The sequence below is a fragment of the Pedobacter cryophilus genome (assembly GCF_005116455.1).
GTDB classification, from domain to species: domain Bacteria; phylum Bacteroidota; class Bacteroidia; order Sphingobacteriales; family Sphingobacteriaceae; genus Pseudopedobacter; species Pseudopedobacter cryophilum.
Genome location: NZ_SWBP01000002.1, coordinates 511,913 through 536,291, shown reverse-complemented (window position 1 = coordinate 536,291; position 24,379 = coordinate 511,913). Strand labels below are relative to the sequence as shown.

Below are 24,379 nucleotides of genomic sequence, written 5' to 3'. Positions count from 1 at the left end.
CGGAGCAGGAAAAACAACAGCTTCTTTCACAATATTGCCTGAAATTTTAAATTGTAAAGAATTTGTTAATGCAGATGAAATAGCAAAAGGTTTATCTCCATTTCAACCAGAAAAAGTTTCATTAGAGGCTGGAAGAATAATGCTTAAAAGAATAAATGAACTTTTAGAATCCAATAATGACTTCGCTTTTGAAACTACTCTTGCTACAAAAAGCTACAAATCAAAAATTGCAGAAGCTAAAAGTAAAAATTATCATGTTACACTCCTATTCTTTTGGTTACAAAATGTAGATTTGGCTATTGAACGAGTTAAAACAAGAGTTAAAGAAGGTGGACATTATATTGAAACTGAAGTTATAAAACGTAGATACATAAACGGAATTAGAAATTTATTTGAAATCTATCTTCCAATTGCCGACGAACTTATGATTTTTGATAACTCAGAAGGAAAACATGATTTAATTGCTAAAAAAAACTATAAACACTGAAATAGATGTTTTTAGCGAAGCCAAGTACAATAAACTTAAAAACTATTATTATGAAAACACATAAAATGACACCCAACCAAACCAAAATCTTGAAAGGAATGGATAAAGTTTACGATAGATTAATAGAGTTCAAAAAGAAAATGAATAGCGAACTTGTGATTCTAAAAGATGATAAGATTATTAGAATAAAACCCTAACATTATTTCTTAACAAATTTTCTTTTAAATAAATTACAACTTATCTCTTTAGCAACCTTGCTACAAACATGGTATCAGCTTTAGCTTGGTAACCTTTGATTAACTCTTGGCTTTCAACTTCTAAATCGAAGGTTTTTACCAACCAAGCTACTTGTTCTTCATTTTCTTCTTTAAAAACGGAACAGGTAATATAGATTATCGGTTTACCGGGTTTAAGATGTTTGACTACGTTAATGGCAATTTTTCTTTGCAGTTCAGTAAAGAATTTGATTTTATGATCTGCAAATTGAGCAATCATTTCTGGTGTACGTCCCCAAGTTCCGCTTCCGCTGCAAGGCGCATCATAAATAATTCCGTCAAAAACGTAATCGTGTAAATATTGGTCTTGATTTAAAGTAAGATCCAGAATTTTTAATTGGTAATTTCTAATCCCCGCAAGGGCAAAACGCTCTTTTAAATTTTCTAATATTGATTCTCTGTTATCGGTAACCAACAATTTAATATCAGGCTGTTCATCATGTAAAAGCAAAGATTTTCCGCCAGATGCGGCACAACAATCCCACCATTTATCCCATTTATTGGGTTTAAAATAAGTCCCTACTTTTTGTGAAGAAATATCCTGCACTTCATAAATTCCTTTGTCTGCAATTAGCTGATCTAGTTTGGTGCCATTTGGGAATGCTAAGGTTTGTTGATTGATAATTTTAAAATTGATGCCAGCATCCGTCACCAAATTGATGATGCCTTTTTCTTGTCCTCTTTTTATTCTTATGTAAAGATCGGGCTGAATAAAGAAGGATAAATAAAAAGCTGGAGGATCTAAAACAGAAGTAAGATGATCACTAAACGGAAAAACATCTGCTAAATGGAAAGCTGGAAATTGCTCTTCTACTATTTTAATTTTTTCGGTTAAGGGAAGATGAACCAACTCATCCCACTCGGGTTTAAAATGATTTAAAAACGAATTGGGTTGGTTGTTCACTAAAAATTCTGCTACAATTAACCTTTGTTGGGGGCTTTCTTCTTTAAGAATATTCCCCAACCTAAAATAATTGTACAACAACCTGCTGGCTATCCTTCTATCTTTTGAGCCCATTTGCTTATTCTGGCGGTAGAAAGCCGCTAAAAAACGACTTAAAGGCTGATCTGAAGGATATTGCGCTATAATATTTTGGAAAGTAGCAAGTTGATGAATGGCTTTCATACTAATTAACTTTTTTTAATTGCCCTTGTTCATATTTTAAAACCATTAAGCTGGCATTGTAATAACCAAATTTGGCATCCTTTACAAAGTTGAAATCATTATGAATACCATCAAATGGTTGTTTGGTAATTTCTGTCAAAAAACCTTTTCCCTTATCGTTCATTAACTTTCCAAAATAATAACCCATATCAAATGCTTTAAATGCATACTCACTAGGTTCTAAAGAAAAAGCTGAACGGTAATTTCTAATAAAATCTAAGCTTTTAGATGATTTATAATCAATTTTATAAGATGATGTAGTATACGTATTTAGCTTTTCTAGCAAGTTAAAATCTAAATATTGGGCTTTTTCCCAACCTGGGTGACCAATAACAGCAATTTGGAAATTGTTGCTCAATTTCTCTAGTTCTTTAAATAAGGTTAATAAAAAAATACGCTCTGTACCGGGTACAATAATCACGTTTAAACCTGTTGGGTTTAGCGATTTATACACATTTTCATATCCAACAGCTTTAATCCCTATTTCAGAAAAAGGTAATCCTTTTGCTAAACTGTCGATTCCTTTTTTAAACGGAACTGCATATTTATATTCATCTGCTTGTCCGCTTCTAATTAAAATTACTTTTTTGGGCTTCAATTGAGATTTCATAAATGAAACTGCTTTGTAAGCATGTTGATCTACCGAATTATTGATAGAAATGAGGTAAGGATTATTAAACAAATCTTGGTCTGATGCTGCCAAAGGAGAAACCATTGGTTTTTTCATGGCTTTGCTATAAACCGAAAAAGATTTAATCCCATTAGGATAAACAGGACCAACAATTAAATCTGAATTTTTAATTTCGGCTTTTGCCGCCAAATTCACTAATTGAGTAGGATCGTCTTTAGAATCAAAAACTTGAAGCTTAAACTTGGTATTCCCGGTTTTAGCAACAGAATCTAATCCCATTTTAAATCCCTGATAAAAATCTATCGCTATTTCTGCTTTATTAATCTCCTTTAAAGTAGCCGTTTTATAGTTTATGGTATTTAGCTCAAAAGGCAAAATTAACGAAATCACTATTTCTGGTTGCTCTACAGGCTTTGCAGGAATTGGCTTTTTAGGATCTTCTACTTTAGGTTTAGCCGCAACTTGTGGCGTAGTTGGAGCAGGTTTTTGAATGGTAGGATTGGTTTTAGAAGAACATGCCCCTAAAACCAAAAATACCAATGTTATATAAAAAAAATTATTCCCACTCAATAGTTGCTGGCGGTTTAGAACTGATATCATACACTACTCTGTTAATTCCTTTGATATTATTGATGATGTCATTAGATATTTTAGCCAGTAAATCATAAGGTAAATGACTCCAATCAGCAGTCATGCCGTCTACAGAACTTACTGCCCTTAATGCTACTACATTTTCATACGTACGCTCATCACCCATTACACCTACAGATTGTATAGGCAAATAGATTGCTCCGGCTTGCCAAACTTTATCATACCAGCCAGCATCTTTTAAATTCTTGATGTAGATATAATCTGCTTCTTGCAAAATAGCCACCTTCTCTGGGGTGATATCGCCTAAAATTCTAATAGCTAAACCCGGACCAGGAAAAGGATGTCGGCCTAAAATATCATCAGGCAAACCTAAAGCCTTCCCTACTCGCCTCACTTCATCTTTAAATAAAGATTTAAGCGGTTCTACAATTTTAAGCTTCATAAAATCGGGCAAACCACCCACATTATGATGCGATTTAATAGTTGCCGAAGGACCTCCGTTTACCGAAACTGATTCAATTACATCTGGATAAATAGTGCCTTGAGCCAGCCATTTTACATCAGAAATCTGATGAGCTTCATCATCAAATACTTCTATAAAAACCCTGCCAATTGCTTTTCTTTTAAGTTCTGGATCTGATAATCCCTGTAAAGCATCGTAAAATCTTTGCTTGGCATCTACACCTTTAACATTTAAACCTAAATCTTGGTAAGAATGTAAAACAGATTCAAATTCGTTTTTTCTTAACAAACCATTATCTACAAAAATACAATGCAGGTTTTTACCTACCGCCTGGTGTAAAAGTAGGGCAGCAACAGAAGAATCTACGCCACCTGATAGGCCTAAAACAACTTTATCGTCTTTTAACTGGTCTTTTAATTCCTGAATAGAGGTATCAGCGAAAGCGAAAGGAGTCCAATCTTGTGAACAACCGCAAATATCAATTAAAAAGTTTTGTAAAAGCTGCTTTCCGTCTGTTGAATGGGTAACTTCTGGATGAAATTGAATGCCGTAAGTTTGTGTGCCTTTAATTTGATAGGCTGCCACTTTTACGGTGTCGGTACTGGCTATAATTTCAAAATGATCTGGAATTTCTTTAATGGTATCACCATGAGACATCCAAACTTGTGAACGTACAGGCAATTCATTCATTAATGGATTACTGACATGAATATATTCTAGGTTTGCTCTTCCGTATTCTCTAATTTCTGATGGAGCAACGTTACCGCCAGAGTGTTGAGCAATATATTGTGCCCCATAGCAAACACCTAATAAAGGTAATTTACCGTGAAACTGATTAAAATCTACTTGTGGTGCATCGGCCTGACGAACAGAAGCCGGACTACCAGATAAAATTACTCCTTTAGTGAAACTATCTATTTCAGGAATTTTATTGAATGGATGAATTTCACAATAAACATTTAGTTCTCGCACCCTTCTGGCAATAAGTTGGGTGTACTGTGAGCCAAAATCGAGGATCAGGATTTTCTCTTGCATGGGCAAATATAAAAATTTAATAAGCCCTACATCATAAAATTAGAAATTAGATGCATTGAAATGCATTATGAATTGTAAATTTATATTTAAAGCTTTTATTAGTTAAAATCAATACCGAGTACACCTATGATATTTAGCGTAATCAAAAAAATTGCCTTTGCGGGATTATTCCTTTCTTTATTACTTTCTTGCGATGAAAATCGAAAAAAATCTAATGTGATTGCCGCTAAACAAACCATTTTAGATACAGCACAAACTGCAATCATTATTGAAGACACCGTTGTAAATACTGTTGTAATTGATACTATTATTAAAAAAGCAGATTCAATTCCTTTAAAAACCCCAGTTTTTGCACCAAAAACTGATGCTTTGGCTTTAGTTGCTTTTGCTAAAACGCTACTTAAAACACCTTATGTTTATGGAGGAAAAGATCCACAAACAGGTTTTGATAATGCAGGTTTTATCAGTTATGTTTTTAACCATTTTGGAGTAGTGGTTCCTACTTCTACTGCTAGTTTTAGTAATGTGGGAAGACCCATTCCTTTAACCGAAGCATCAGCCGGAGATTTAATTTTATTCTCCAGATCAGACAGTACCAAAAAAGTAATTGGATATATAGGTATCACCACCACAGAAAAAGGCATGCCGATAGAATTTATTTATGCTACCTCTGGCAAAGTTAAAGGTGTAACCATTTCTCCGTTAAACTCTTATTATCAGAAAAGATTGATAGCTGTAAGAAGTTTGTTTAAATAATTTTGTCAATTTAAATTACCCATACAACCTTATTAAAAATCAAAATGAAGAAGTTTTTTAAATATTTAGGTATTATTCTTTTACTCCTTATTGGGATTGTTCTTTTCAGAACTTTTACTTTTAGAAGTAAGCAAATTGCTACCTCTGAAGCAAAAAATTTAAACTTGAATAATTCTTGTGTGCTTCATTTACAAAAAGCCATTCGGTTTAAAACCATTTCTTATGATGATGCTGCGCTAATGGATAGCAGTGCTTTTATTGGGTTTCAACAATTTCTGGTTCAAACTTATCCGCTAACATTTGCTCAATTAAGCTTAGAGCGAGTGAATAAATTAGGTTTGATTTTGCATTGGAAAGGCAAATCGGCGAAAGCCAAACCTATAATTTTAATGGCTCACCAAGATGTGGTACCTGCCGAAGAAGCTACTTTAAACAAATGGGATGTTGCTCCTTTTTCTGGTGCTATTAAAAACAATATGATTTATGGCCGAGGTGCTATTGATGATAAAGGTAGTTTAATTGCCATTTTAGAGAGCGTAGAACTTTTATTAAAACAAGGTTTTATACCCGAAACCGATATTTATTTAGTTTTTGGACATGATGAAGAAGCATCTGGATTAAAAGGAGCCAAACAAATGGCGCAACTATTTAAAGACCGAAAGATTAGCCCCGCTTTTGTTTTGGATGAAGGGGGAATTATTACCGAATATAAAGTCCCTGGATTAACAAAAACAGCTTCGGTAGTTGGAATTGCAGAGAAAGGCTATCAAACGCTTAACTTGAAAATCAATATTCCGGGAAGCCATTCTTCTATGCCCGAAAAGGAAACCGCCATAGATGAAATGGCAAAAGCGGTGGTAAAATTGAAAGAAAATCCGTTTCCGGTAGAATTTGGTACAACTGTACAAAACTTTTTAGACTATGTTGGCCCAGAAATGCCTTTTGTCACTAAAATGGCCATGGCCAACAGATGGCTGTTTAATCCTATTATTGCCAATACCTACAGTAAAACTGCTGCTGGCAATGCAACCATTAGAACCTCAATGGCAACTACTCTATTTAATGCTGGAGTAAAAGAAAACATCATTCCGGGTGAGGCGCAAGCGACTGTTAACTTTAGAACCCAACCCGGCACCACACAAAAAGAGGTGATTGCTTATGTGAAAAAAGTAATTGCTGATGACCGTATTCAAATTACACCTAAAGGCGAAGGAAATGAGCCAAAACAAGTGGCCAATGTAGATGATGATTCCTTTCAATATCTGCAAAAAACAATTAGCACCATTAAAAAAGGAATGATTGTGGCACCATATTTAGCCTTGGGCGCTAGCGATGGAAGGTATTTTGGAGAATTGACTTCACAGGTTTTTAGATTTATTCCTTTTCCAGATCCAGAAGGTTTTCATGGCGTAAACGAGCGAATAAAAATTGAGGACTTTAAAAAAGGAATAGGCTTTTATTATGAGTTAATTAAAAACTATGAGGCTAAATAATAATGGTAAGCTTCTTGCTTGGCTTATAAAAATTTAGGTTATGAATGATCCAAAAAATAAAAAGAACCTTGTTGATGAAGAAAAAATCACCAATACGGATGAAGAAATTATAAACAATCAACCTGAAGATGAACCCATCAATGATGATGAATTTAAAAATTCTGAAAACAGCAATGAGGATGAGCTTAAAGACGAACCTATTTTACCCGAAGATGATGATGATGAGTTTTTCTAGCGAACGTATAATTTAAAACAAACTCTTCTCAAGTATTCATTAATTTCTTGATTTTATTCTGCTTTGTTCCGCAACATTTTTTTCGTTTTGTTGGTTGGTTTTTAGCTTTTGATTCCCAAATCTATAACTAAAACCAACATAAAGTCCTTGACTTTCCCACTTACGCACACTGCTTTGGTTTACCTCTCCTACTTGTGATGATTGCGCCCAACGTTGCGTATTTAACAAATCTCTGAAAGTGAAAGTAAGTGTTGCTTTATCATTCATAATTTTCTTTTTTACTGATAAATCGATACTGTAAATGGCTTTTGTTTTATAGATAGACGAACGACTTGCGTAGTTAAACCAAGTACTTTGACTGGCTTGCCATTTTTTACCCAATTCAAAATTATTACTGATGTAGCTATTAAAACCTAAACCTCCATTGCTCACCTTTGCTAAACCATTGTAACGGCTTAAATCTGCTTTGTAGAATTGATAATAAGGTTCGGCATTTACATATCCTGTCCATATTTTATTCACTGTAAAAGGAGAGCTTACACTCATATTCACAAAACTTCTTAACCCTGCATTAATTGGTACACCTACAATTTGGTTACCAGTTTGAGTACTCACAAATTCTATTAAATCTTTACTTTGGCTGAAACTTAATTTGAATTGTGTTTGATTTTTATAGGTGTAATTTAACTCAACAGATTGTGTAAACTGAGGTAACAATAACGGATTTCCTTGGTTGCTCACAAAATAATCTACTCGGTAGATATAAGGATTTTGATCTTGAAAAGAAGGTCTATCCACTCTTTTATTATATGTAAAACCAAACGCATGATTCTCATTAGCTTGGTATCTTAAATAAACAGTTGGGAAAATATTTAGATAGGAAGTATCGGGCAAAGCGGTACGGTTTTGATTTTGGTCAACCGATAAACCTTTCATTTTGGTAAACTCGGTTCTTAAACCAAACTGAAAACTCCACTTATCCTTAAATGAGGTATTGAAGTTTTGATAAGCAGCATAAATACGTTCTTGATAATCAAAATCATTAAACTGTACCGTTGGATTTTGACTATCAATTTCTTGTTTGGCATTTAAGATATTGGCTGTTTTACTGGCAGAGAATTTCAATCCTACTTCAAAATTTGCTTTCTTGTTGATTTTAATTCCAGCATCAGCCTTTAAGGCAAATAAATTAATTCCTGTTTTGGTATCGTTATCAAATAAACTTTTAGAAGTGCTGTTGGCTAATAAATTTACCACGCTGTTATATAAATTAGAATTAAAATTTAACCAATCGGCATCAAAAATTAATGTTCTTCCGCTGGTATCAGCAAATTGATAGTTAAGGTTAGAGGCAAATTTATTTTCGGTTAAATTAGCAATGGTGGCTGTAGTTAATAAATCATTTTGGTTAGCACCAAAAATTACAGTTGCCGCATCAGAAGGAAAATCATCCCATAAACGGTTATAATTAAACACCGCTCCAACTCTATGCTTGGTATTAATTTTATAGTCAAGTCCGATTCTAATACTTGGATTTTGATAGCCTTGTCTTTCAACTCCGCTTTGGATAAAAGATTGATCGGCAATAAATCGCTCTGAATTTACTTTGGTGAATTGCAAACTATTAGCATAATTTCCATTTGCAAACGCATTTAATTTATTGCTTTTGGTATTAATGTTAAAAGCTGCGTTTTGGCGATAATGATCCATTTGTTGATAGCCTAAACTATAGCTTCCATTTGTACCGTTTTGGTTAGATTTTTTAAAAATGATATTGATGATACCCGCATTACCTGCCGCATCATACTTGGCAGACGGATTCGCAATAATCTCTATAGTTTTGATATTAGCAGCATCTAACCCTTTTAAAAGGGAGGTAATTTGCTGTGAACTTAGTGTTTGTAATCTCCCATCCAATAAAATTTGAACTCCGCTTTTACCGTTCATTTTAATGTTCTCTTGTCCATCAACACTTACTCCTGGCGCTTGTCTCAATAAATCTAATCCGTTAAGTCCCGCACTATTTGCCATTGCATCAACATTTAACAAAACTCGGTCTGTTTTAACCTGTAAAATAGGCGTAATTGATTTTACGACTACTTCATTTAAAAATTGAGATTCTAGGGTGTCTTTTATCATTAATAGAGAATCTTTTTGTTGTGCTACCGCGATGTTGATTGCTAATGAAAATATGATGAAGAGTATTATTTTTTTCATGCTTACTTACCGTTTTGTTGAATCCAAATGTGCCGGTAAAAAGCAAGCGCATCGCCTCATATCATAATTTGAGGCTTATTAAAAGGTAGCAGATTATAATTTGAGACTTATTTAACAGTTTAAACCACGGAATAAACAGAGAAATTCACAGAGCGCACAAAGAATAGATTGTAAAGTTAAACCAATCATGCACCAATTAACACGAATTAAAATGGAGATAAAATCTTAGCAGACTTAATAAGAAGAAAATAATCACAGATGTTAAAAATAATTTACGCTACAGATAAATAATCTTTAGGGTTTTTACCTGTGAATTTCTTAAAAGCTCTGTTAAAAGTAGCTTTAGAATTAAAACCTGCATCAAAAGCTATAGCCAATAAAGTTTGATTTTTAAATTTAGGATCAGCTATTCTTTTAATTACTGCGTTTACGCGATACTGGTTTACGTAATCGTTAAAATTGAGGCCAAATTGTTGATTCACCACTTTACTTAAAATAACAGCATTGGTATCTAATTTAATAGCAACATCTGTTAAGGTTAAATCAGAACGTTCAAATAAATATTGTTCTTCCATTAGGGTAATGAGTTTAGCTTTAAGCTGAATTAGTTTTTCATTAACCGGAAAGATTTGAGGCTCTAAAACCAGAATATCTTCCTGCTCATCATCATCATTATTATTTTCTAATAATTGATAAGGAGCTAAAGAATGTGGATTAAATTGTATCCGCCTTAAAGGTAAAAGAACAGCCTGATAAGCATTAATTGCGATATAATAAACCACAATAGCAAAAGCTAAATAATAATACCAAGGACCAAAATACCTCAGCTTTTCAAAAAAATAAAAGGTAGAAAGTATCTCTTTAATAAAAGGTAAAATAGTAAGGATTGAAAAAGCGTAAAGAAAATTACGAAGCCATTTTAAACTGGCTAAATCTGCAAAAGAGGTGGTAATTTGAGTGAACTTTTTGTAATGACGGTAATGCTTAAAGGATAAAAAAAGATAAATTAGAATGCTAAAACTGGAGAGAATGGTGTACCAGGGTGCAAAATCAGGATCTTCATATTCATTGGTTAAATTGTAATTTTCATACACAAAAACATCTAACAAACTATTGATTAATGTTATTACTAAATAAATTAACGCGGGTAAAAGATGCAAAAATAATTGCCCTTTAATTCTAAAATTATAATTAGAAATTGCTCTAGTGTAAAAATATAATAGTGGCCCAATAGCTAAGGAATGTACAAAAGGTACAAAAAAGAGAATATCTCTATAAGGCTGATGATCATACCAACCTGCAAAACCAACCATAAATGGAACAATTAACAGGGCTCCAATTATTAGAAAGAAACCCATTATTAAGTCGGCATAATTATCTTGTTTTTGGCTTCTTCTAAAAAACAAAAAAGCGTAAACCAAAATGTGGAAGAAGAAAATGAGTAGAAAACTGGTGTAAAGGTTGAACTCAAATAACATTTGATTTTTTTTTATTTATTTTATCAAGTCAATTATTTGATTGTTTTAAAATTAACCTCTGTGTTTTTCCCCTCGCCAATGCTATAATATTGTGTACCACTATGCGTAAGACCAACAGCTTCACCTTGTTGCTCAGGCTTGTAAGGCAAACCTACATAAGGTCGTTTAAGGCATTGTGTTAATGTTTCGCCTTTGCGACGGTCCCAATAATAGATGTGTATGTAAGATTTAATAAGCACCACCTTTCCATCTAAAGAAATATCTCCTGCTGTTATCCATTTAGCTCCTTTTGGAGCTTTAAAGAAAAGTGTTGTTTCTTTTTTTAGGGTGATGATACTTCCTGCTTTACTGCTTAAAGGTGCAGAATAAAGCCCAACACTATCTTCTCTTTTAGAAACGATGTAAATTTTTTGGTCTATTGGATCAATCATTAAACATTCGGCGTCTCTGGCGCCATCAGGATATTTAAATCTTAACTCCTCTACTCTTTGAATAGGAAATTCTTTTTCTCCTCTTAAAGAAAGGTTGGGTTCTTGAAACTTATAAACGCTAACGAATGGTCTTTTTGCAGCATTATCGCCAATATCTCCAACATATAATTGAACGCCTGTTTTACTCGTATTTATGGCAATATCTTCACAATCTATTACTTTTTTATTAAAATTAAATGTACTTAAAGTCTCTCCTTTTTTATTGATCAAGAATATCCTGCTTTCATCGCCGCTGTCATTGTGTACCCATAACAAATCATCACTTTTAGAAGACACCACCAAACCAGAAAGTTCATTTATGCGATTATCTTTTAAGTTTTGAGCTGTTAAAGCACCTGCAATTAACTGAATAAAAAAAAGGAATAGGTAACGCATATTTTTTTTTGAGTTTTAATTATCAAACTTAAAAATATCCATTCTTGTTTTAGCATAAAATTATTGATTTAAAGATTTGATAACAAAAACTCCTTTTAAACAAGAAAGCCCCATTTCTATAAAAAAACGAGGCTTTCAATTGTCAATATAACAATTATTGAAATCATTTTACAATTTAGTACATGCTACTCCAAATTTATTTAGAAAATCTACCCCTTCATCAGTAGCTAAACCTTTATAAGCGGCATAAGAATCTTTAAAATAAACTCCAATAATACCCGAAGACAAGATTAGCCTTGCACAAGCAATACAAGGAGATAAAGTGGTGTAAAGAGTAGCTCCCTGAATTTGCGTTCCATTTTTTACAGCATAAAGAATGGCATTTTCTTCGGCATGTAAAGCCAAAGAACAACTATTTCTAGAATCTCTAGGGCAACCCTCTAAAGGCCATTCTTCATCACAATTGTGAGTTTCGGCTGGCGGACCATTGTATCCAATGGAAATGATACGGGTATCTTTTGTTAGAACCGCCCCAACCTGGTTTTTTACGCAATGCGAACGCTTAGCCAAGTCGGAAGCTAAATTCATATAAATCTCATTAAAACTTGGTTTCTTTACCATTTTAAATCATTACAGTTCTTATTATTTTAACAAAGAACTTTATTTTTATTCATTCAATTAGTGGCCACTTGCAACTTGCTTATCAAAGCTAATTCCTTGTTTTCTTAAAATTCCACTCACCTTCCAAGCATAATAAGCCAAATAAGCAAAGCAAAGAATTCCAATTACATAACTGTATTGAATACCGGTATATTCTGAAACATAGCCTTGCAGCCAACTTACAATACCACCACCCATAATCATCATAATTAAGAAGCTACTTCCCTGACTTGTGTTTTTACCTAAGCCACTTACTGCCAATGTAAAAATACATGGCCATAAAGTACTGCAAAACAAACCTACACTTGTAAATGCATAAACGCTGATCATCCCGCTGGTAAACATTCCTGTTAATAATGCAATTATCCCAATTAGAGAAAATATCAATAACATTCTTGCAGGATTACCTTTACTCATGAAATCAGCAAGAATTAAAACTAAAATAATTAAGCCGTAAACATAAAACGGGGCTAAATCATGCTTTGCTATAGCATTCACTAATAAAAAAATACCAAAAGCAAGATAAGGTGCAATAAAACGGAGTACTTTTTGAGTCGAAATATTATCTGTAAAAGCTTCTACCGCTCCAGTCCATCTACCAATCATTAAACTTGCCCAATACAAAGAAATATAAGGTGCGATATCTTTTATTGCAAAACCCAAATCTTTTTCCATGTAAGCTGGTAAATTACTGGCAGTAGATACTTCAACGCCTACGTATACAAAAATGGCGATCATTCCCATTACCAATTGAGGGTATTTTAAAGCCGAACCTTTTAAGCCAGTATCATCAGAAGCCTCAATTAGAGGTGGCCTATCTGGCAAAGAAGAAAATTTCAAAAACACGGCAACAAGCAAAAAAGCTGCACCCAAAATTAGATAAGGGATTTTAACACTTTCAATGCTGATATCAGTATTTGCATTGGCACTTGAACCAAAAATTGCAAAACTTACAATTAAAGGCCCAATGGTAGTCCCAAAATTATTAATTCCGCCTGCCAAAGTTAATCGTTGAGAACCTGTTGTAATAGGCCCCAAAGCAATGGCTAAGGGATTAGCTACCGTTTGTTGTAAAGAGAACCCTAAGGCTACAATAAACAAACCACTTAACATTAAAGGAAACGAACCTAAATTTGCTGCTGGGTAAAATAACAAAGTACCCACAGCCGAAATAACTAAGCCTAAAGCAAGTCCATTTTTATATCCAATGATATTGATTAAATCTTTTTTCAATAACATGGATATCCCCATGTAAATTAAAGACCCAACCGTGTAAGCAATATAAAATGCTAAGGATACCCACTGGCTTTGGCTTTGGGTTAAGTCAAATGCTTTCTTAAATACTGGAATTAAAATATCATTACTGGCCGCAACAAAGCCCCAAAAAAAGAATACTGTAACTAAAGGAATAAACTGCGCCCATTTAGTTTTTAAATTTTGCTCCATATGAAGATTAAACCTTTAAAATTTTGAAAATAAATTTATAATTAAGGCCTAACATAATTCATTTTTTTTAGAATCGTTATATATTTAAATTTTTTCAATTAAAATTAAACTATGGTTTTACTTTTGAAAATTGCATATTCGCATTAAAGGATAAACCATTTAAAAACATTCATGTTAGAACTTATCGTTTACGGAATTGGCTTAGGTATTGTATTGTCGTTTTTAACCGGACCCGTTTTTTTCGCATTAATTAAAACAAGTATAGAAAAAGGCTTTTACGCTGGCGTAGCATTAGCCTCTGGTGTTGTAATTAGCGATTTAGTTTATGTAGTGATTACCTTATTTGGCACCACTCTGCTCAGTTTCGAAAGTACTTATCGTATTCCAATTGGCATTATGGGCAGTGTGGTACTAATGAGTATTGGTTTATATTACCTGCTAAAGAAAGTAAAAATTAATTACGACGAGATTCCTTCTAAAACAAAACATGCAGGCTACTTTCTAAAAGGGTTTTTCATGTGTATTTTCAATCCTTTTCTTTTGTTGTATTGGGTAAGTGTAACCAGCGGTGTATATTCTGTTTACGGCAATTTAACGTCGAGAGAAGTGATACCTTTTTTTGGTGCTATTTTAATTACCTTATTTGGCATGGATACTTTAAAAGCCTATTTATCACACAGAATGCGTTATAAAATCAAGGAGAAAACCATTCAAAACCTCAATAAAATTGCTGGAGTTTTAATTATTGTTTTTGCGCTAAAGCTGATCTATAATTTAATTTTTTCGGATACGCTTATTTGATATTATGGTCGATAGTCCATGGACCATCGACCATAAACCATGGACTACAGCCTATAAATAAGCTCTATTATTCTTCCCTTCTTTCCAGTTCATAAAAGCCCTGTTTACCACTTTATTTCCACCTGGGGTTGGATAATTTCCTGAGAAATACCAATCACCTAAATGATTTGGACAAGCCTCATGTAAATTTTCTAAAGATTGATAAATCACTTCTACTTTAGCTGAGATTTCTTTTGGGGTGATAATCTCGGCAATTTTGGCCGATATTTCTTCGGGACTAAAAGGAGCATATAACTCTTTAACATGATTAATCACCTCTTCTTTTGGTGCATCAGCCTGAGCTAAACATTTTGTATAAACATCATCTATCAGTTGTTGCATACCACGTTCTTTTAATAACTGAATGGCAGCATCAAAGGCAACAAATTCGCCCATACGGCTCATATCAATACCATAACAATCTGGGTAACGGATTTGAGGTGCTGATGATACAATAATGATTTTTACAGGTCCCAATCTATCAAAAATCCTTAAAATACTTTGCTTTAAGGTAGTTCCTCTCACAATAGAATCATCTAAGGCCACAATGGTATCCACACCTCGCTTTACCAAACCGTAAGTAGTATCATAAACATGAGCAACCATATCACTTCTATCTGCATCTTGCGTAATAAAAGTCCTCATTTTCACATCCTTAATGGCCAGTTTTTCTACCCTTGGCGTAATTTTAAGAATCCTATCTAATTCCTCATCTGTTAAATTATTTCGGCTATGCACCAGTGCATCTCTTTGCTTTTTTCTGTTATAAGAGTGCAAACCTTCTACTAAACCGTAAAAAGCAACTTCGGCCGTGTTGGGTATATAAGAAAAAACGGTATGCTCTAAATCATGATCTACTCGATCTAAAATTTTTGAAGTCAGTAAATCACCTAATTTTTTACGCTCACGATAAATATCAGCATCGCTACCTCTAGAAAAATAAATACGCTCAAATGAACAAGCTTTTTTCTCTACCGGCTCTCTAAAAATCTCCTCGGTTACAGTACCGTCTTTTTTAATAATTAAAGCATGCCCAGGTTGAATTTCTTTTACATCCCCAATTTTAATATTGAATGCTGTTTGCAAAGCCGGTCTTTCTGACGCTGCTACCACAATTTCATCATCCTGATAATAATAAGCCGGACGAATTCCTGCTGGATCTCTTAATATAAAAGCATCTCCATGACCCAAAATACCCGCAATGGTATAACCACCATCCCAGCTTTTAGCAGATTTTTTTAAAATCTTACCTACATTTAAATGATTGCCTATGAGCTGAGAAATCTCCGCATTATCATAACCTTCTCTTTTAAATTTATCAAAAAGCAATTGGTTCTCATCATCTAAAAAGTGACCAATTTTTTCTAAAACCGTAACCGTATCGGCTCTTTCTTTTGGATGCTGACCTAAATCATACAATTGTTGCAACAATTCATCAACATTGGTCATGTTAAAATTTCCGGCAATCACCAAGTTACGAGTCATCCAATTATTCTGACGTAAAAATGGGTGACAAGCCTCTATGCTGTTTTTTCCGTGAGTTCCGTAACGTAAATGCCCCAACAAAACCTCGCCGGTAAAACTTACATTTTCTTTTAGCCAAGTAGGGTCGTTTAACAAAGCTGGATCTTGCTTTTCTACATCAGCAAACTTCTTCATCACGTAAGAAAAAATATCCTGAACGGCATTTTTCTCCATAGAACGATAACGGCTGATATAACGGTTGCCTGGCTTAATATCCAGTTTTATAGTCGCAATTCCGGCACCATCCTGCCCACGATTATGCTGTTTTTCCATCAACAAATACAGCTTGTTTAAGCCATAAAGTGACGTACCGTATTTTTCCTGATAAAAAGATAAAGGCTTGAGTAATCTGATGAATGCAATACCGCATTCGTGTTTGATTGAGTCGCTCATTATTGAGTTTTAATGAAGCTCACAAAATTAGTACTTTATCAGGGAAAGCGAAATCTAAAACGTCATTAGCGTCACATTTCTTTACACAAAATTTATTGTGATTTTATTTTAGAAAAGCAAAAGCAGTATTTTATAGGTTGCAGCAGCCCTGCTTTCCCTACAAGTCCGTTTGGCTTGTCATCACACTATCCCGCTAAAAGCCAATCCGGGCTTTTCGTCCAATCAGGTTTATTTAACTTAGGTTCTTGCAAGAAACTTGGTTTTACCTCAAATGTTTTTAAATTTAAGGGAATGAAAAACTAGGCTGAAAAACACTATGAAATTAACTATTAAAAATCTCCTTAAACTTTTTTAAATTTGAGTATGGCACAAGTAGATCAAATTAGAAATCAATTGATTAATAAAATTCTATCTATCAGAAATACTGAATTCTTGATTGCTTTAGATCATCTTATCTCATCGGGAGAAATGAAAAAGGAAGTTATTGAATTTACAAAAGAGCAAGAATTAATGATTAAGATGAGTGAAGAAGATATTATAAACGGAAGAACCACTAATCACAACCAATTTATGGAAAACACAACTGAATGGCTAAAACAGAAAAAAGGCTAATAGTTGAATGGACCAAAACAGCAGAAATTCAATTTTATGAAATTCTCACCTATTGGATAAATAGGAATAAATCCACATCTTATTCAGAAAAATTAGCCAAAATCACTTGGGAAAAGATTGAATTTATTGTTGCTCATCCATTTAGTGCTATGGCTAGTAAATTCCCAAAAATCAGAATAGCCTCAGTTCGACATTTAGCATTGTGTATAAAGTAGAAGAAGAAAATATTTGGATAATAAGTTTTTGGGATAATAGGCAAGATCCAAAAAAACTTCTTAAGTACTTAGAAGAAAATATTTAATCTCATTCTCCATTCAAGATCAATAAATATTTTCAGAAAAAAGAGAAACCGTTTTACAAATTGAATACTAATATTGATTAAACAAAAAATTATCCATTAACAATTATGAAAGTAAACAGCAGAAGAAAATTTTTAGCGACTACTGCCATTTTAGGAACAAGTTTGGCGGTATCGGCATCGGTTTTACCTAAACCTAAAAAAAAGCAATTGGTGCATCATGTTTTCTTTTGGCTAAAAAACCCTGACTCACAAGAAGATTTACAACAATTAATTGAAGGACTTAAAACCTTAGAAAAGATTGAAACAGTAAAACAAATACATATTGGTGTTTTAGCCAGCACCGAAAAAAGAGAAGTTGTGGATACGAGTTGGCAGGTATCCGAATTGTTGTTTTTTGATGATTTGGAAGGACAACTTATTTACCAAAAACATCCTATTCATTTAGCTTTTGTAGAAAAGTGCAGTCATTTAATGGCTAAAGTAGTGGTTTATGATGCGCTAGAGATGTGATGTTAACATACATTTCCCCCCGATGGGTTGTTCAATAAGTGAAAAACTGAACCCCACTCTTGAGTTTTAGATTTCAAATCGGAGGCCTTAATTATTCTATCATTAATAGAATCATCTAATGATTGATCTATATTGTTGTTAAATTCCTCAACAGACATAGGTTCTAAGTTGGAATCATAGGATTTGGCTTTTCCCATTTTTATAACATTTTTGTCATCCATATACAGAGATTTCTGACTATCAGCTATTAAGCAACAATAGAAGGAAAGATTCCTATCATTAAAATTAAGGTTGCAATAATGGCTACATAAATCAATAAGAAATTACCTCCCTCCTGCTCTTTTACTTCATTTTCATTTGGTTTTAAAAAGAAGTTTAATGGGATTTTTAGATAATAAAATAAAGAAACTACTGTAGTTAAAGCGGCTATCGCCAATAAACCTGCAACATAAACATCGGCGGAAGCCAAATTAATTAAAGCACTAAACACTAAAAACTTAGCTATAAACCCTGCTGTTGGAGGCAAACCGGTGAGGGAAATCATTAAAAGGACAATTAAAACCCCAATAAATGGCGCTTTTTTACCTAAACCTTTATAATTTAAAAGGGTTAAAGCTCCAAACTTATTTTCTAAATAGGTGAAAGACATAAAAGTACCTGCATTCATTAAGGTGTAGGCGACCAAATAAAACAATAAGGCTTTTAAAATGGCATCTTGCGGAAGCAGAAAAAGCATTAAAATAAAGCCCGTATGCCCAATGGCCGAGTAAGCCATCATCCTTTTTGGATCTTGCTGAAAAATGGCAATGGTATTCCCCAAAATCATAGAAATGGCTGCTACGCCTAGTATTATTTGTGCAAATACATTTCCTCCTAATATTTGAAATTGAGGTAGAATATAAAATAACAAGCCAAAAACTGCAATTTTGGGTGCGGTAGAAAGAAAAGAAGTGACAGAAGTGGGCGCAACTTGATAAGCATCGGGAGTCCAGAAATGTAATGGGACAAAAGATAATTTAAATCCAATCCCTGTCATCAATAAAATAACGGCTAAAGTACTTCCGGCATTACCAATTTGGATTAATCCATTAGCTAATTCATCTCCGTAAAGGTTAATGGTGCCAGTAAAGCCATAAATTAAGCTGATTCCGTATAACATCATGGCCGAAGCTACAGCGCCAAATAACACATATTTCATTCCTGCTTCGGCTTGTTTATTTTTATAAGCATTATAACTCACCATTAAATAAGAAGCTAAAGAAATCATTTCAATAGAAAGGTATAGCATCAATAAATTAGCAGAAGAAATGAGTAAAAACATGCCTAAAACTGAGGCTAAAAATATGCTGATAAAATCATTAATTCCTTTGGTATGATGCTTTAAACGATGATCTTGATAGAAAAACAAAAGCGATAAAAGAGAGGCAAAAACCACCAATAATTTAAACTGAGTAGCTGCTTTTGTTAAGCTAAACATGCCGTTAAATAAGAGTAAATTGGTATTAATTTCTTGCAATTGTTTGTATAAGAACCCTGCACTGATAATTAAACTCAGCATTGCGAAAGCAAAAGCAATTTGCTTTGAATTTTTGACAAATAAATCAAGCAAAATCACCAATAAAAAGCCAGCAATAATTGTCCATTCTGCTGCTAAATAGGGCAGCGAATTTAAAATATCATTGGTAGTTTGGGTAATGTTTGGGAGGTTTTGCATGGATGAATTAAAAATATCTTCTTTCAGATTTTAAAAACAAATTTCTTTGGGCAAATGTACAATTAGAGAAATTTACAACGTTATAATTTTTCTTTTTTCTATATTTAATCATATTAATATTCAAATCATAATAATTAGGATTTCACTAATCAAATTAACAATGTATACCACCTATCATTTAACATCAGCACAAGAATTAAATTCTGATATTTTGGATGCTATAAAAACAACTTTCAAATCTAAACCTATCACTATTATTGTTGAAGAGGATACTGATGATTTTGAATTGAGTGACCAAATGAAAGCAGTTTTAGATGAACGATTGTTAGAAGATGATAAAGATTATTTAAGTGCTGATGAATCAATACAAAAGTTAAGTTCTAAGTATGGCGTATAAAATTTCAATCTCACCTTTAACCCAAAGTGAAATTGAGAATGCTATAGATTATTATTCGCTTTACAGTGCTGATGCTCCAAAATACTTTATTTTATCCTTAAAAAACGCTTACTCCTCTTTATCTAAAAATCCATTTTACCAAATTAGATATAAAAATATCAGAGCTTTTAAGCTTAAGAAATTCCCTTATTCTTTGTACTTCATTATTGATGAAGAAAATAAATCACTCAAAATTATTTCTTGTTTTCATGATAGGAGAAATCCAAAAAAGAGACCCAAATAAATTCAATAGATTAATCCATATTATTTAAACAATAATATAAACTGATTGATAGATGAGCTCATTACATTAAAAACTAAAGAGGGCATTATACCTAAAACTAAAGCTAAAGCAGCTAAAGGGAATAACACTAATTTTTCTCTGAAATTTAAATCTACCAATTGTGCTTTCCACTCTTCTTTTTTGAGTCTTAAAGTGCCAAAAAACATGCGTTGTAAGGTCCAAAGGAAATAACCTGCTCCCAATAAAATTCCGATTGCGGCTACAACAGCCATCCATCGTGGTAACAAACCGTTTAAGCTTTGAGAACTGAAAGCGCCAATTAAAGAAAAAGCTTCGGCAATAAAGGCTGAAAAGCCGGGTAAACCGAGAGAAGCAAAAAAAGCAATCATCACAAAACCGGTAAAAACCGGCATTTGGTTGGCTAAACCTCTAAAATTATAAATATCTCTATCGTGAACACGGTTATAAATTACCCCCACAATAAAGAATAACATCACCGAAAGGAAACCATGAGAAATCATTTGCATCATGGCGCCATTAATCCCTTCTGAAGTTAAAGAAGCAATGCCTAACAGTACAAAACCCATGTGTGAAACAGATGAGTAGGCAATTAATCTTTTTAAATCGGTTTGAGCCAAAGCATTCATTGCTCCATAAATAATAGAAATTACGCCTAACAATCCCATCCACCATGAAAGTGAAATGGCTATATCAGGGAAAATTCCGTAGGCAATTCTGATGATGCCGTACCCGCCAACTTTTAACAAAATGCCAGCAAGGATAATAGAAATTGGCGTTGGTGCTTCTACGTGAGCATCGGGTAGCCAAGTATGAAAAGGGAAAACCGGAACTTTTATGGCAAAAGCGATAAACACAATGATAAACCCTATTGCCCTGGCCGAGAAACCTAAAATTTGAATATTGTCTAATGCCGAGAAAATAGAACCTGCTGAATAATTTGCAGGATTCATGGCGTGAACCAGGTTAAAAGTATGGTTTCCGGTTTCGGGATCGGTTACTGACAGATATAAACCTGCAATGACCAATAACATAAAAATAGACCCGAAAAGCGTGTATAAGAAGAATTTAATAGCTGCGTATTCTCGGCGAACGCCACCCCACATTCCAATTAAAAAATATAAAGGCAATAACATTAACTCGTAAAAAATGTAGAAAAGAAACAAATCTAAGGAGCAAAAGACACCAATAATAGCCGTATCTAACAATAAAAAAAGGGCAAAATATCCTTTTAAATTACTTTTAATTTCCCATGATGAAAGCGAAGCGATGAGCATTACTAAAGCCGAAAGCCAAACTAAGCCTATTGAAAAACCATCAACACCTAAAAGATAATCTATTTGTAGGGTACCAAAACTGCCCACATCTAGTCTTATCCAATCCAATTTCTCGACCCATTGGTATTGTGCCAATTGGTTTACGCCGGTAAAACCATCTCCGGTTTTAAAATTAAAATACAGCCAACTGGCAATTAAAAGTTGGACTAACGAAACGCCGACTGTTAAGTATTTAAAATAATGATTCAACGCTTTAGGCATCAGCAAGATGAACATGCCAAAAACCAAGGGAAGAAATATTAAAATGGATAATAATCCCATATCAAATGATGAGTTTATAAATAAAGAATGATAAAAATATGAGCAACATCCAAATAAAATAATGTTGCAATTTGCCACTGTGCATGCCTCTTAACCAAATACCAAGCCTGCTGACTAGCCAAGCCGAGCCGTTTACTAAACCATCAATAATATAGTGATCAAACCAAGAGGTTATTTTTGAAATGATGATAATGATATTGCTTAATAAATGGATAAATCCATCTATTATTTTTTGATCAAACCAGTAAAAGGCTTTGGTTTTAAGCATCAATATTTTGATTAAAAAAACATCATAAAAACTATTAAAATACCATTGGTTTAAAGATAGTTTATAATACCAACTCGCCTGATTATTGAACGCAAATGTGTTTTTTGCATACGCTTGATAAGCCATAAAAATTAAGGCAAAACTGAGTACATTAATGTAAATAGGGACTAAAATAGGATACATTCCTGTATGATGTGGATGGTTGTTCCAGCTTCCATAAATCCACGAACTTTCTAAATTAAATGGATTGTAGGCAAAGAATAATGCAAAACAAAACAAAGCCAGAATGATTACCGGAATGGTCATCCAACGATTAGGATCGGTAATTTTTAACTCTTCTGCAGTTTTACCCAAAATTTGAGGCAACCTAAATTCGCCGAAGAACGCTTTAAAAACGACTCTAAAAATGTAAAAAGTAGTGAGCCATGAGGTGATAGAAACCAATAAAGGAAAAACCCAATAAATGCCGCCACGTTCATCAGCCCATTCAAAAACGCTCACTAAAATGGCGTCTTTTGATAAATAGCCTGACGTAAAAGGCAATCCTGCCAAAGCAATTGAAGCGGCCACAAAAACGATAAAAGTAATAGGCATGAGTTTTCTTAAACCACCCATTACTTCTAAACTTTGATCGTCAAAATTTTCCTGATATTTTTCTTTTAAATGATGCAATTGATGAATCACCATTCCGGCCGCTAAGAATAATAAACACTTAAAAAAAGCATGAGTAACTAAGTGAAAAATAGCCGCGGCATTGTCTTGCACACCAACTGCTAAAATCATAAACCCTAATTGTGAAATGGTAGAAAAAGCCAATACTTTTTTAATATCAGTTTGCGTTACCGCGATGCTTGCCGCCATAAAAGCGGTAAATAAACCAATAGCCGCCATGCTGGTTAACACCAATTGGTTAAATAATGGCGCAATTCTTAAGAGTAAAAAAACACCTGCCGCCACCATAGTTGCAGCGTGAATTAAAGAAGAAACCGCTGTTGGACCTTCCATTGCATCGGGCAGCCAAGTGTGTAAAGGAAATTGTGCCGACTTGGCGATGGCTCCAGCAAAAAAACAAAAGCCTGCTATGCTTAACCAATAAGCAGGCATCAAGCCAAAAGGTGTTGCCCAAATATCGTTTTTAACAAAAGAAGAAGCGATTAAATTTCCTTGCCCAAATAGTACATCAATATCTAAAGTGTGGAATTGAGTGAGCAAAATCATTAAACCGATAAGGAAACCAACGTCTCCTATCCTATTCATAATGAAAGCTTTTTTATTAGCCAAAACGGCTTTTTCTTTTTTGAACCAAAAACCAATAAGTAAATAAGAAGCAAAACCAACCAACTCCCAAAAAATATAAACTAGGAAAAGATTATCAGCTAAAACTACCCCCAACATGGCAAAACAAAACAAGCTGAGGTAAGCGAAATACCTGTATTTCAGATCGTCTTTCCTCATGTATTCTACCGAATAAATATGGACCAATAAGGCGATGAAGGAGATCAGCAAAAGCATAATCACCGTTAAATCGTTCAGTAAAAAGCCTAAGTTTATTTTAAAATTAGCGAGTTGTATCCAATCAAAAGAAAAATGTAAAACCGGCTTTTTCCAAACTCCAATAAATAAGATTAACGAGCTAATGAAAGACAAACCAATGCTTGCAATACCAATAACAGCAGCAAATCTTTTAAAGATTAAAGAAAAAATAAAAGCTAAAAAAGGAGCTGTAATGGCTATTAAAGCAAAATTAAAAAGCATATATGGTGTAAATATACTTTCCATTAGCCTCTTAATGTATTGGTTTGATTAGGATCAATAGATTTTGCCCTTTTATATAAATTCATGATGATAACCAGCGCCACCGCAACTGCTGCTGCCGCCAAAACAATAATGAACAAGCCAAAGATTTGACCGGTATTATCAACCTTATCATATTTGCCAAAAGCTGCCATATTTAAAATAGAAGCATTAATCATGAGCTCAATTCCCATCAAAATTTGAATGGCATTTTTACGGGTAATTACGGCAAATAATCCTAATGAGAATAAAGTTGCGCCTACAAATAAGAAATGTTGTAAAGGGATCATAAATTCCTATTATTTTGACCAATAATGAACCCTTTTAAA

At 33.6% G+C, this 24,379-nt stretch carries 24 protein-coding genes; 11 read left to right on the top strand and 13 right to left on the bottom strand.

Annotated features, from left to right (window positions below; translation table 11 throughout):
- The first annotated feature begins 34 nt into the window (after positions 1–34).
- Positions 35–487: a zeta toxin family protein gene (locus tag FA046_RS07600; protein ID WP_225870896.1), complete on the top strand. Its 453-nt coding sequence runs from the start codon at positions 35–37 to the stop codon at positions 485–487.
- 50 nt (positions 488–537) lie between these two features.
- Positions 538–684 (top strand): hypothetical protein, encoded by a 147-nt coding sequence (locus FA046_RS17235; protein ID WP_169303324.1) that lies wholly within the window; start codon positions 538–540, stop codon positions 682–684.
- A gap of 40 nt (positions 685–724) precedes the next feature.
- On the opposite strand, the gene FA046_RS07595 is transcribed toward FA046_RS17235, so the two are convergent.
- From FA046_RS07595 to guaA, 3 genes are read right to left on the bottom strand one after another with little or no spacing between them, the layout of a single operon-like run.
- Positions 725–1,888 (bottom strand): RsmB/NOP family class I SAM-dependent RNA methyltransferase, encoded by a 1,164-nt coding sequence (locus FA046_RS07595; protein ID WP_136825784.1) that lies wholly within the window; start codon positions 1,886–1,888, stop codon positions 725–727.
- A gap of 1 nt (position 1,889) precedes the next feature.
- Complete coding sequence (locus FA046_RS07590; RefSeq protein ID WP_136825783.1) at positions 1,890–3,158, bottom strand: ABC transporter substrate-binding protein; 1,269 nt, start codon at positions 3,156–3,158, stop codon at positions 1,890–1,892.
- Complete coding sequence (gene guaA / locus FA046_RS07585) at positions 3,115–4,647, bottom strand: glutamine-hydrolyzing GMP synthase (protein WP_136825782.1); 1,533 nt, start codon at positions 4,645–4,647, stop codon at positions 3,115–3,117. Before guaA ends, FA046_RS07590 begins: the two co-directional genes overlap by 44 nt.
- 126 nt (positions 4,648–4,773) lie before the next feature.
- On the opposite strand from guaA, the gene FA046_RS07580 reads away from it, so the two are divergent.
- Genes FA046_RS07580 through FA046_RS07570 form a run of 3 tightly spaced genes read left to right on the top strand, consistent with a single transcriptional unit; the run spans position 4,774 to position 7,131 of the window.
- Positions 4,774–5,403 carry a C40 family peptidase gene (locus tag FA046_RS07580; protein WP_136825781.1) on the top strand — a complete coding sequence of 210 codons (630 nt, stop codon included), beginning with the start codon at positions 4,774–4,776 and terminating at the stop codon, positions 5,401–5,403.
- A 44-nt stretch (positions 5,404–5,447) separates the two neighbouring features.
- On the top strand, positions 5,448–6,896 hold the full coding sequence (locus FA046_RS07575; protein ID WP_136825780.1) for a M20 family peptidase: 1,449 nt from the start codon (positions 5,448–5,450) through the stop codon (positions 6,894–6,896).
- A gap of 40 nt (positions 6,897–6,936) precedes the next feature.
- Complete coding sequence (locus FA046_RS07570; RefSeq protein ID WP_136825779.1) at positions 6,937–7,131, top strand: hypothetical protein; 195 nt, start codon at positions 6,937–6,939, stop codon at positions 7,129–7,131.
- A gap of 39 nt (positions 7,132–7,170) precedes the next feature.
- Here the strand turns inward: FA046_RS07570 and FA046_RS07565 are convergent, their stop codons facing one another.
- The 5 genes from FA046_RS07565 to FA046_RS07545 all read right to left on the bottom strand — a co-directional run bounded on the left by FA046_RS07565 (position 7,171) and on the right by FA046_RS07545 (position 13,798).
- Entirely contained in the window at positions 7,171–9,348 is a 2,178-nt protein-coding gene (locus tag FA046_RS07565; protein ID WP_136825778.1) for a TonB-dependent receptor domain-containing protein, read from the bottom strand.
- 272 nt (positions 9,349–9,620) lie between these two features.
- Positions 9,621–10,826, bottom strand: a complete 1,206-nt coding sequence (locus FA046_RS07560; protein ID WP_136825777.1) for a helix-turn-helix domain-containing protein — start codon at positions 10,824–10,826, stop codon at positions 9,621–9,623.
- Between the two features lie 32 nt (positions 10,827–10,858).
- Positions 10,859–11,692: a hypothetical protein gene (locus FA046_RS07555; RefSeq protein WP_136825776.1), complete on the bottom strand. Its 834-nt coding sequence runs from the start codon at positions 11,690–11,692 to the stop codon at positions 10,859–10,861.
- A gap of 168 nt (positions 11,693–11,860) precedes the next feature.
- A complete protein-coding gene (locus FA046_RS07550; protein WP_169303323.1) occupies positions 11,861–12,313 on the bottom strand; it encodes a deoxycytidylate deaminase in 453 nt (150 codons plus the stop codon).
- 57 nt (positions 12,314–12,370) lie between these two features.
- Entirely contained in the window at positions 12,371–13,798 is a 1,428-nt protein-coding gene (locus FA046_RS07545; protein WP_136825775.1) for an MFS transporter, read from the bottom strand.
- A gap of 171 nt (positions 13,799–13,969) precedes the next feature.
- Between FA046_RS07545 and FA046_RS07540 the strand changes: the two genes are divergently transcribed.
- Positions 13,970–14,599, top strand: a complete 630-nt coding sequence (locus FA046_RS07540) for a LysE family translocator (protein ID WP_136825774.1) — start codon at positions 13,970–13,972, stop codon at positions 14,597–14,599.
- A gap of 51 nt (positions 14,600–14,650) precedes the next feature.
- Here the strand turns inward: FA046_RS07540 and FA046_RS07535 are convergent, their stop codons facing one another.
- Positions 14,651–16,555 (bottom strand): amidophosphoribosyltransferase, encoded by a 1,905-nt coding sequence (locus FA046_RS07535; protein WP_136825773.1) that lies wholly within the window; start codon positions 16,553–16,555, stop codon positions 14,651–14,653.
- 363 nt (positions 16,556–16,918) lie between these two features.
- Here FA046_RS07535 and FA046_RS07530 point away from each other — a divergent pair, with 363 nt between their 5' ends.
- From FA046_RS07530 to FA046_RS07520, 3 genes are all read left to right on the top strand, one after another.
- The gene (locus FA046_RS07530) at positions 16,919–17,167 is read left to right on the top strand and encodes a hypothetical protein (RefSeq protein ID WP_136825772.1); all 249 of its coding nucleotides are present in this window, start codon (positions 16,919–16,921) and stop codon (positions 17,165–17,167) included.
- Positions 17,143–17,382 carry a type II toxin-antitoxin system RelE/ParE family toxin gene (locus FA046_RS07525; RefSeq protein ID WP_136825771.1) on the top strand — a complete coding sequence of 80 codons (240 nt, stop codon included), beginning with the start codon at positions 17,143–17,145 and terminating at the stop codon, positions 17,380–17,382. The genes FA046_RS07530 and FA046_RS07525 overlap by 25 nt, the downstream gene beginning before the upstream one ends.
- 191 nt (positions 17,383–17,573) lie before the next feature.
- Positions 17,574–17,978, top strand: coding sequence for a Dabb family protein (locus tag FA046_RS07520; RefSeq protein WP_136825770.1), 405 nt, complete (start codon positions 17,574–17,576; stop codon positions 17,976–17,978).
- Between the two features lie 247 nt (positions 17,979–18,225).
- On the opposite strand, the gene FA046_RS07515 is transcribed toward FA046_RS07520, so the two are convergent.
- Complete coding sequence (locus FA046_RS07515; protein ID WP_136825769.1) at positions 18,226–19,692, bottom strand: NADH-quinone oxidoreductase subunit N; 1,467 nt, start codon at positions 19,690–19,692, stop codon at positions 18,226–18,228.
- A gap of 160 nt (positions 19,693–19,852) precedes the next feature.
- Here FA046_RS07515 and FA046_RS07510 point away from each other — a divergent pair, with 160 nt between their 5' ends.
- Positions 19,853–20,089, top strand: a complete 237-nt coding sequence (locus FA046_RS07510; RefSeq protein WP_136825768.1) for a hypothetical protein — start codon at positions 19,853–19,855, stop codon at positions 20,087–20,089.
- Positions 20,079–20,372 (top strand): type II toxin-antitoxin system RelE/ParE family toxin, encoded by a 294-nt coding sequence (locus FA046_RS07505; RefSeq protein ID WP_136825767.1) that lies wholly within the window; start codon positions 20,079–20,081, stop codon positions 20,370–20,372. Before FA046_RS07510 ends, FA046_RS07505 begins: the two co-directional genes overlap by 11 nt.
- Before the next feature lie 20 nt (positions 20,373–20,392).
- Here the strand turns inward: FA046_RS07505 and FA046_RS07500 are convergent, their stop codons facing one another.
- Genes FA046_RS07500 through nuoK form a run of 3 tightly spaced genes read right to left on the bottom strand, consistent with a single transcriptional unit; the run spans position 20,393 to position 24,340 of the window.
- Positions 20,393–21,988 carry a complex I subunit 4 family protein gene (locus FA046_RS07500; protein ID WP_136825766.1) on the bottom strand — a complete coding sequence of 532 codons (1,596 nt, stop codon included), beginning with the start codon at positions 21,986–21,988 and terminating at the stop codon, positions 20,393–20,395.
- Between the two features lies 1 nt (position 21,989).
- Positions 21,990–24,035 (bottom strand): NADH-quinone oxidoreductase subunit L, encoded by a 2,046-nt coding sequence (gene nuoL / locus FA046_RS07495; RefSeq protein ID WP_136825765.1) that lies wholly within the window; start codon positions 24,033–24,035, stop codon positions 21,990–21,992.
- Positions 24,035–24,340 carry an NADH-quinone oxidoreductase subunit NuoK gene (nuoK, locus tag FA046_RS07490; RefSeq protein ID WP_136825764.1) on the bottom strand — a complete coding sequence of 102 codons (306 nt, stop codon included), beginning with the start codon at positions 24,338–24,340 and terminating at the stop codon, positions 24,035–24,037. The genes nuoL and nuoK overlap by 1 nt, the downstream gene beginning before the upstream one ends.
- Positions 24,341–24,379 lie beyond the last annotated feature (39 nt).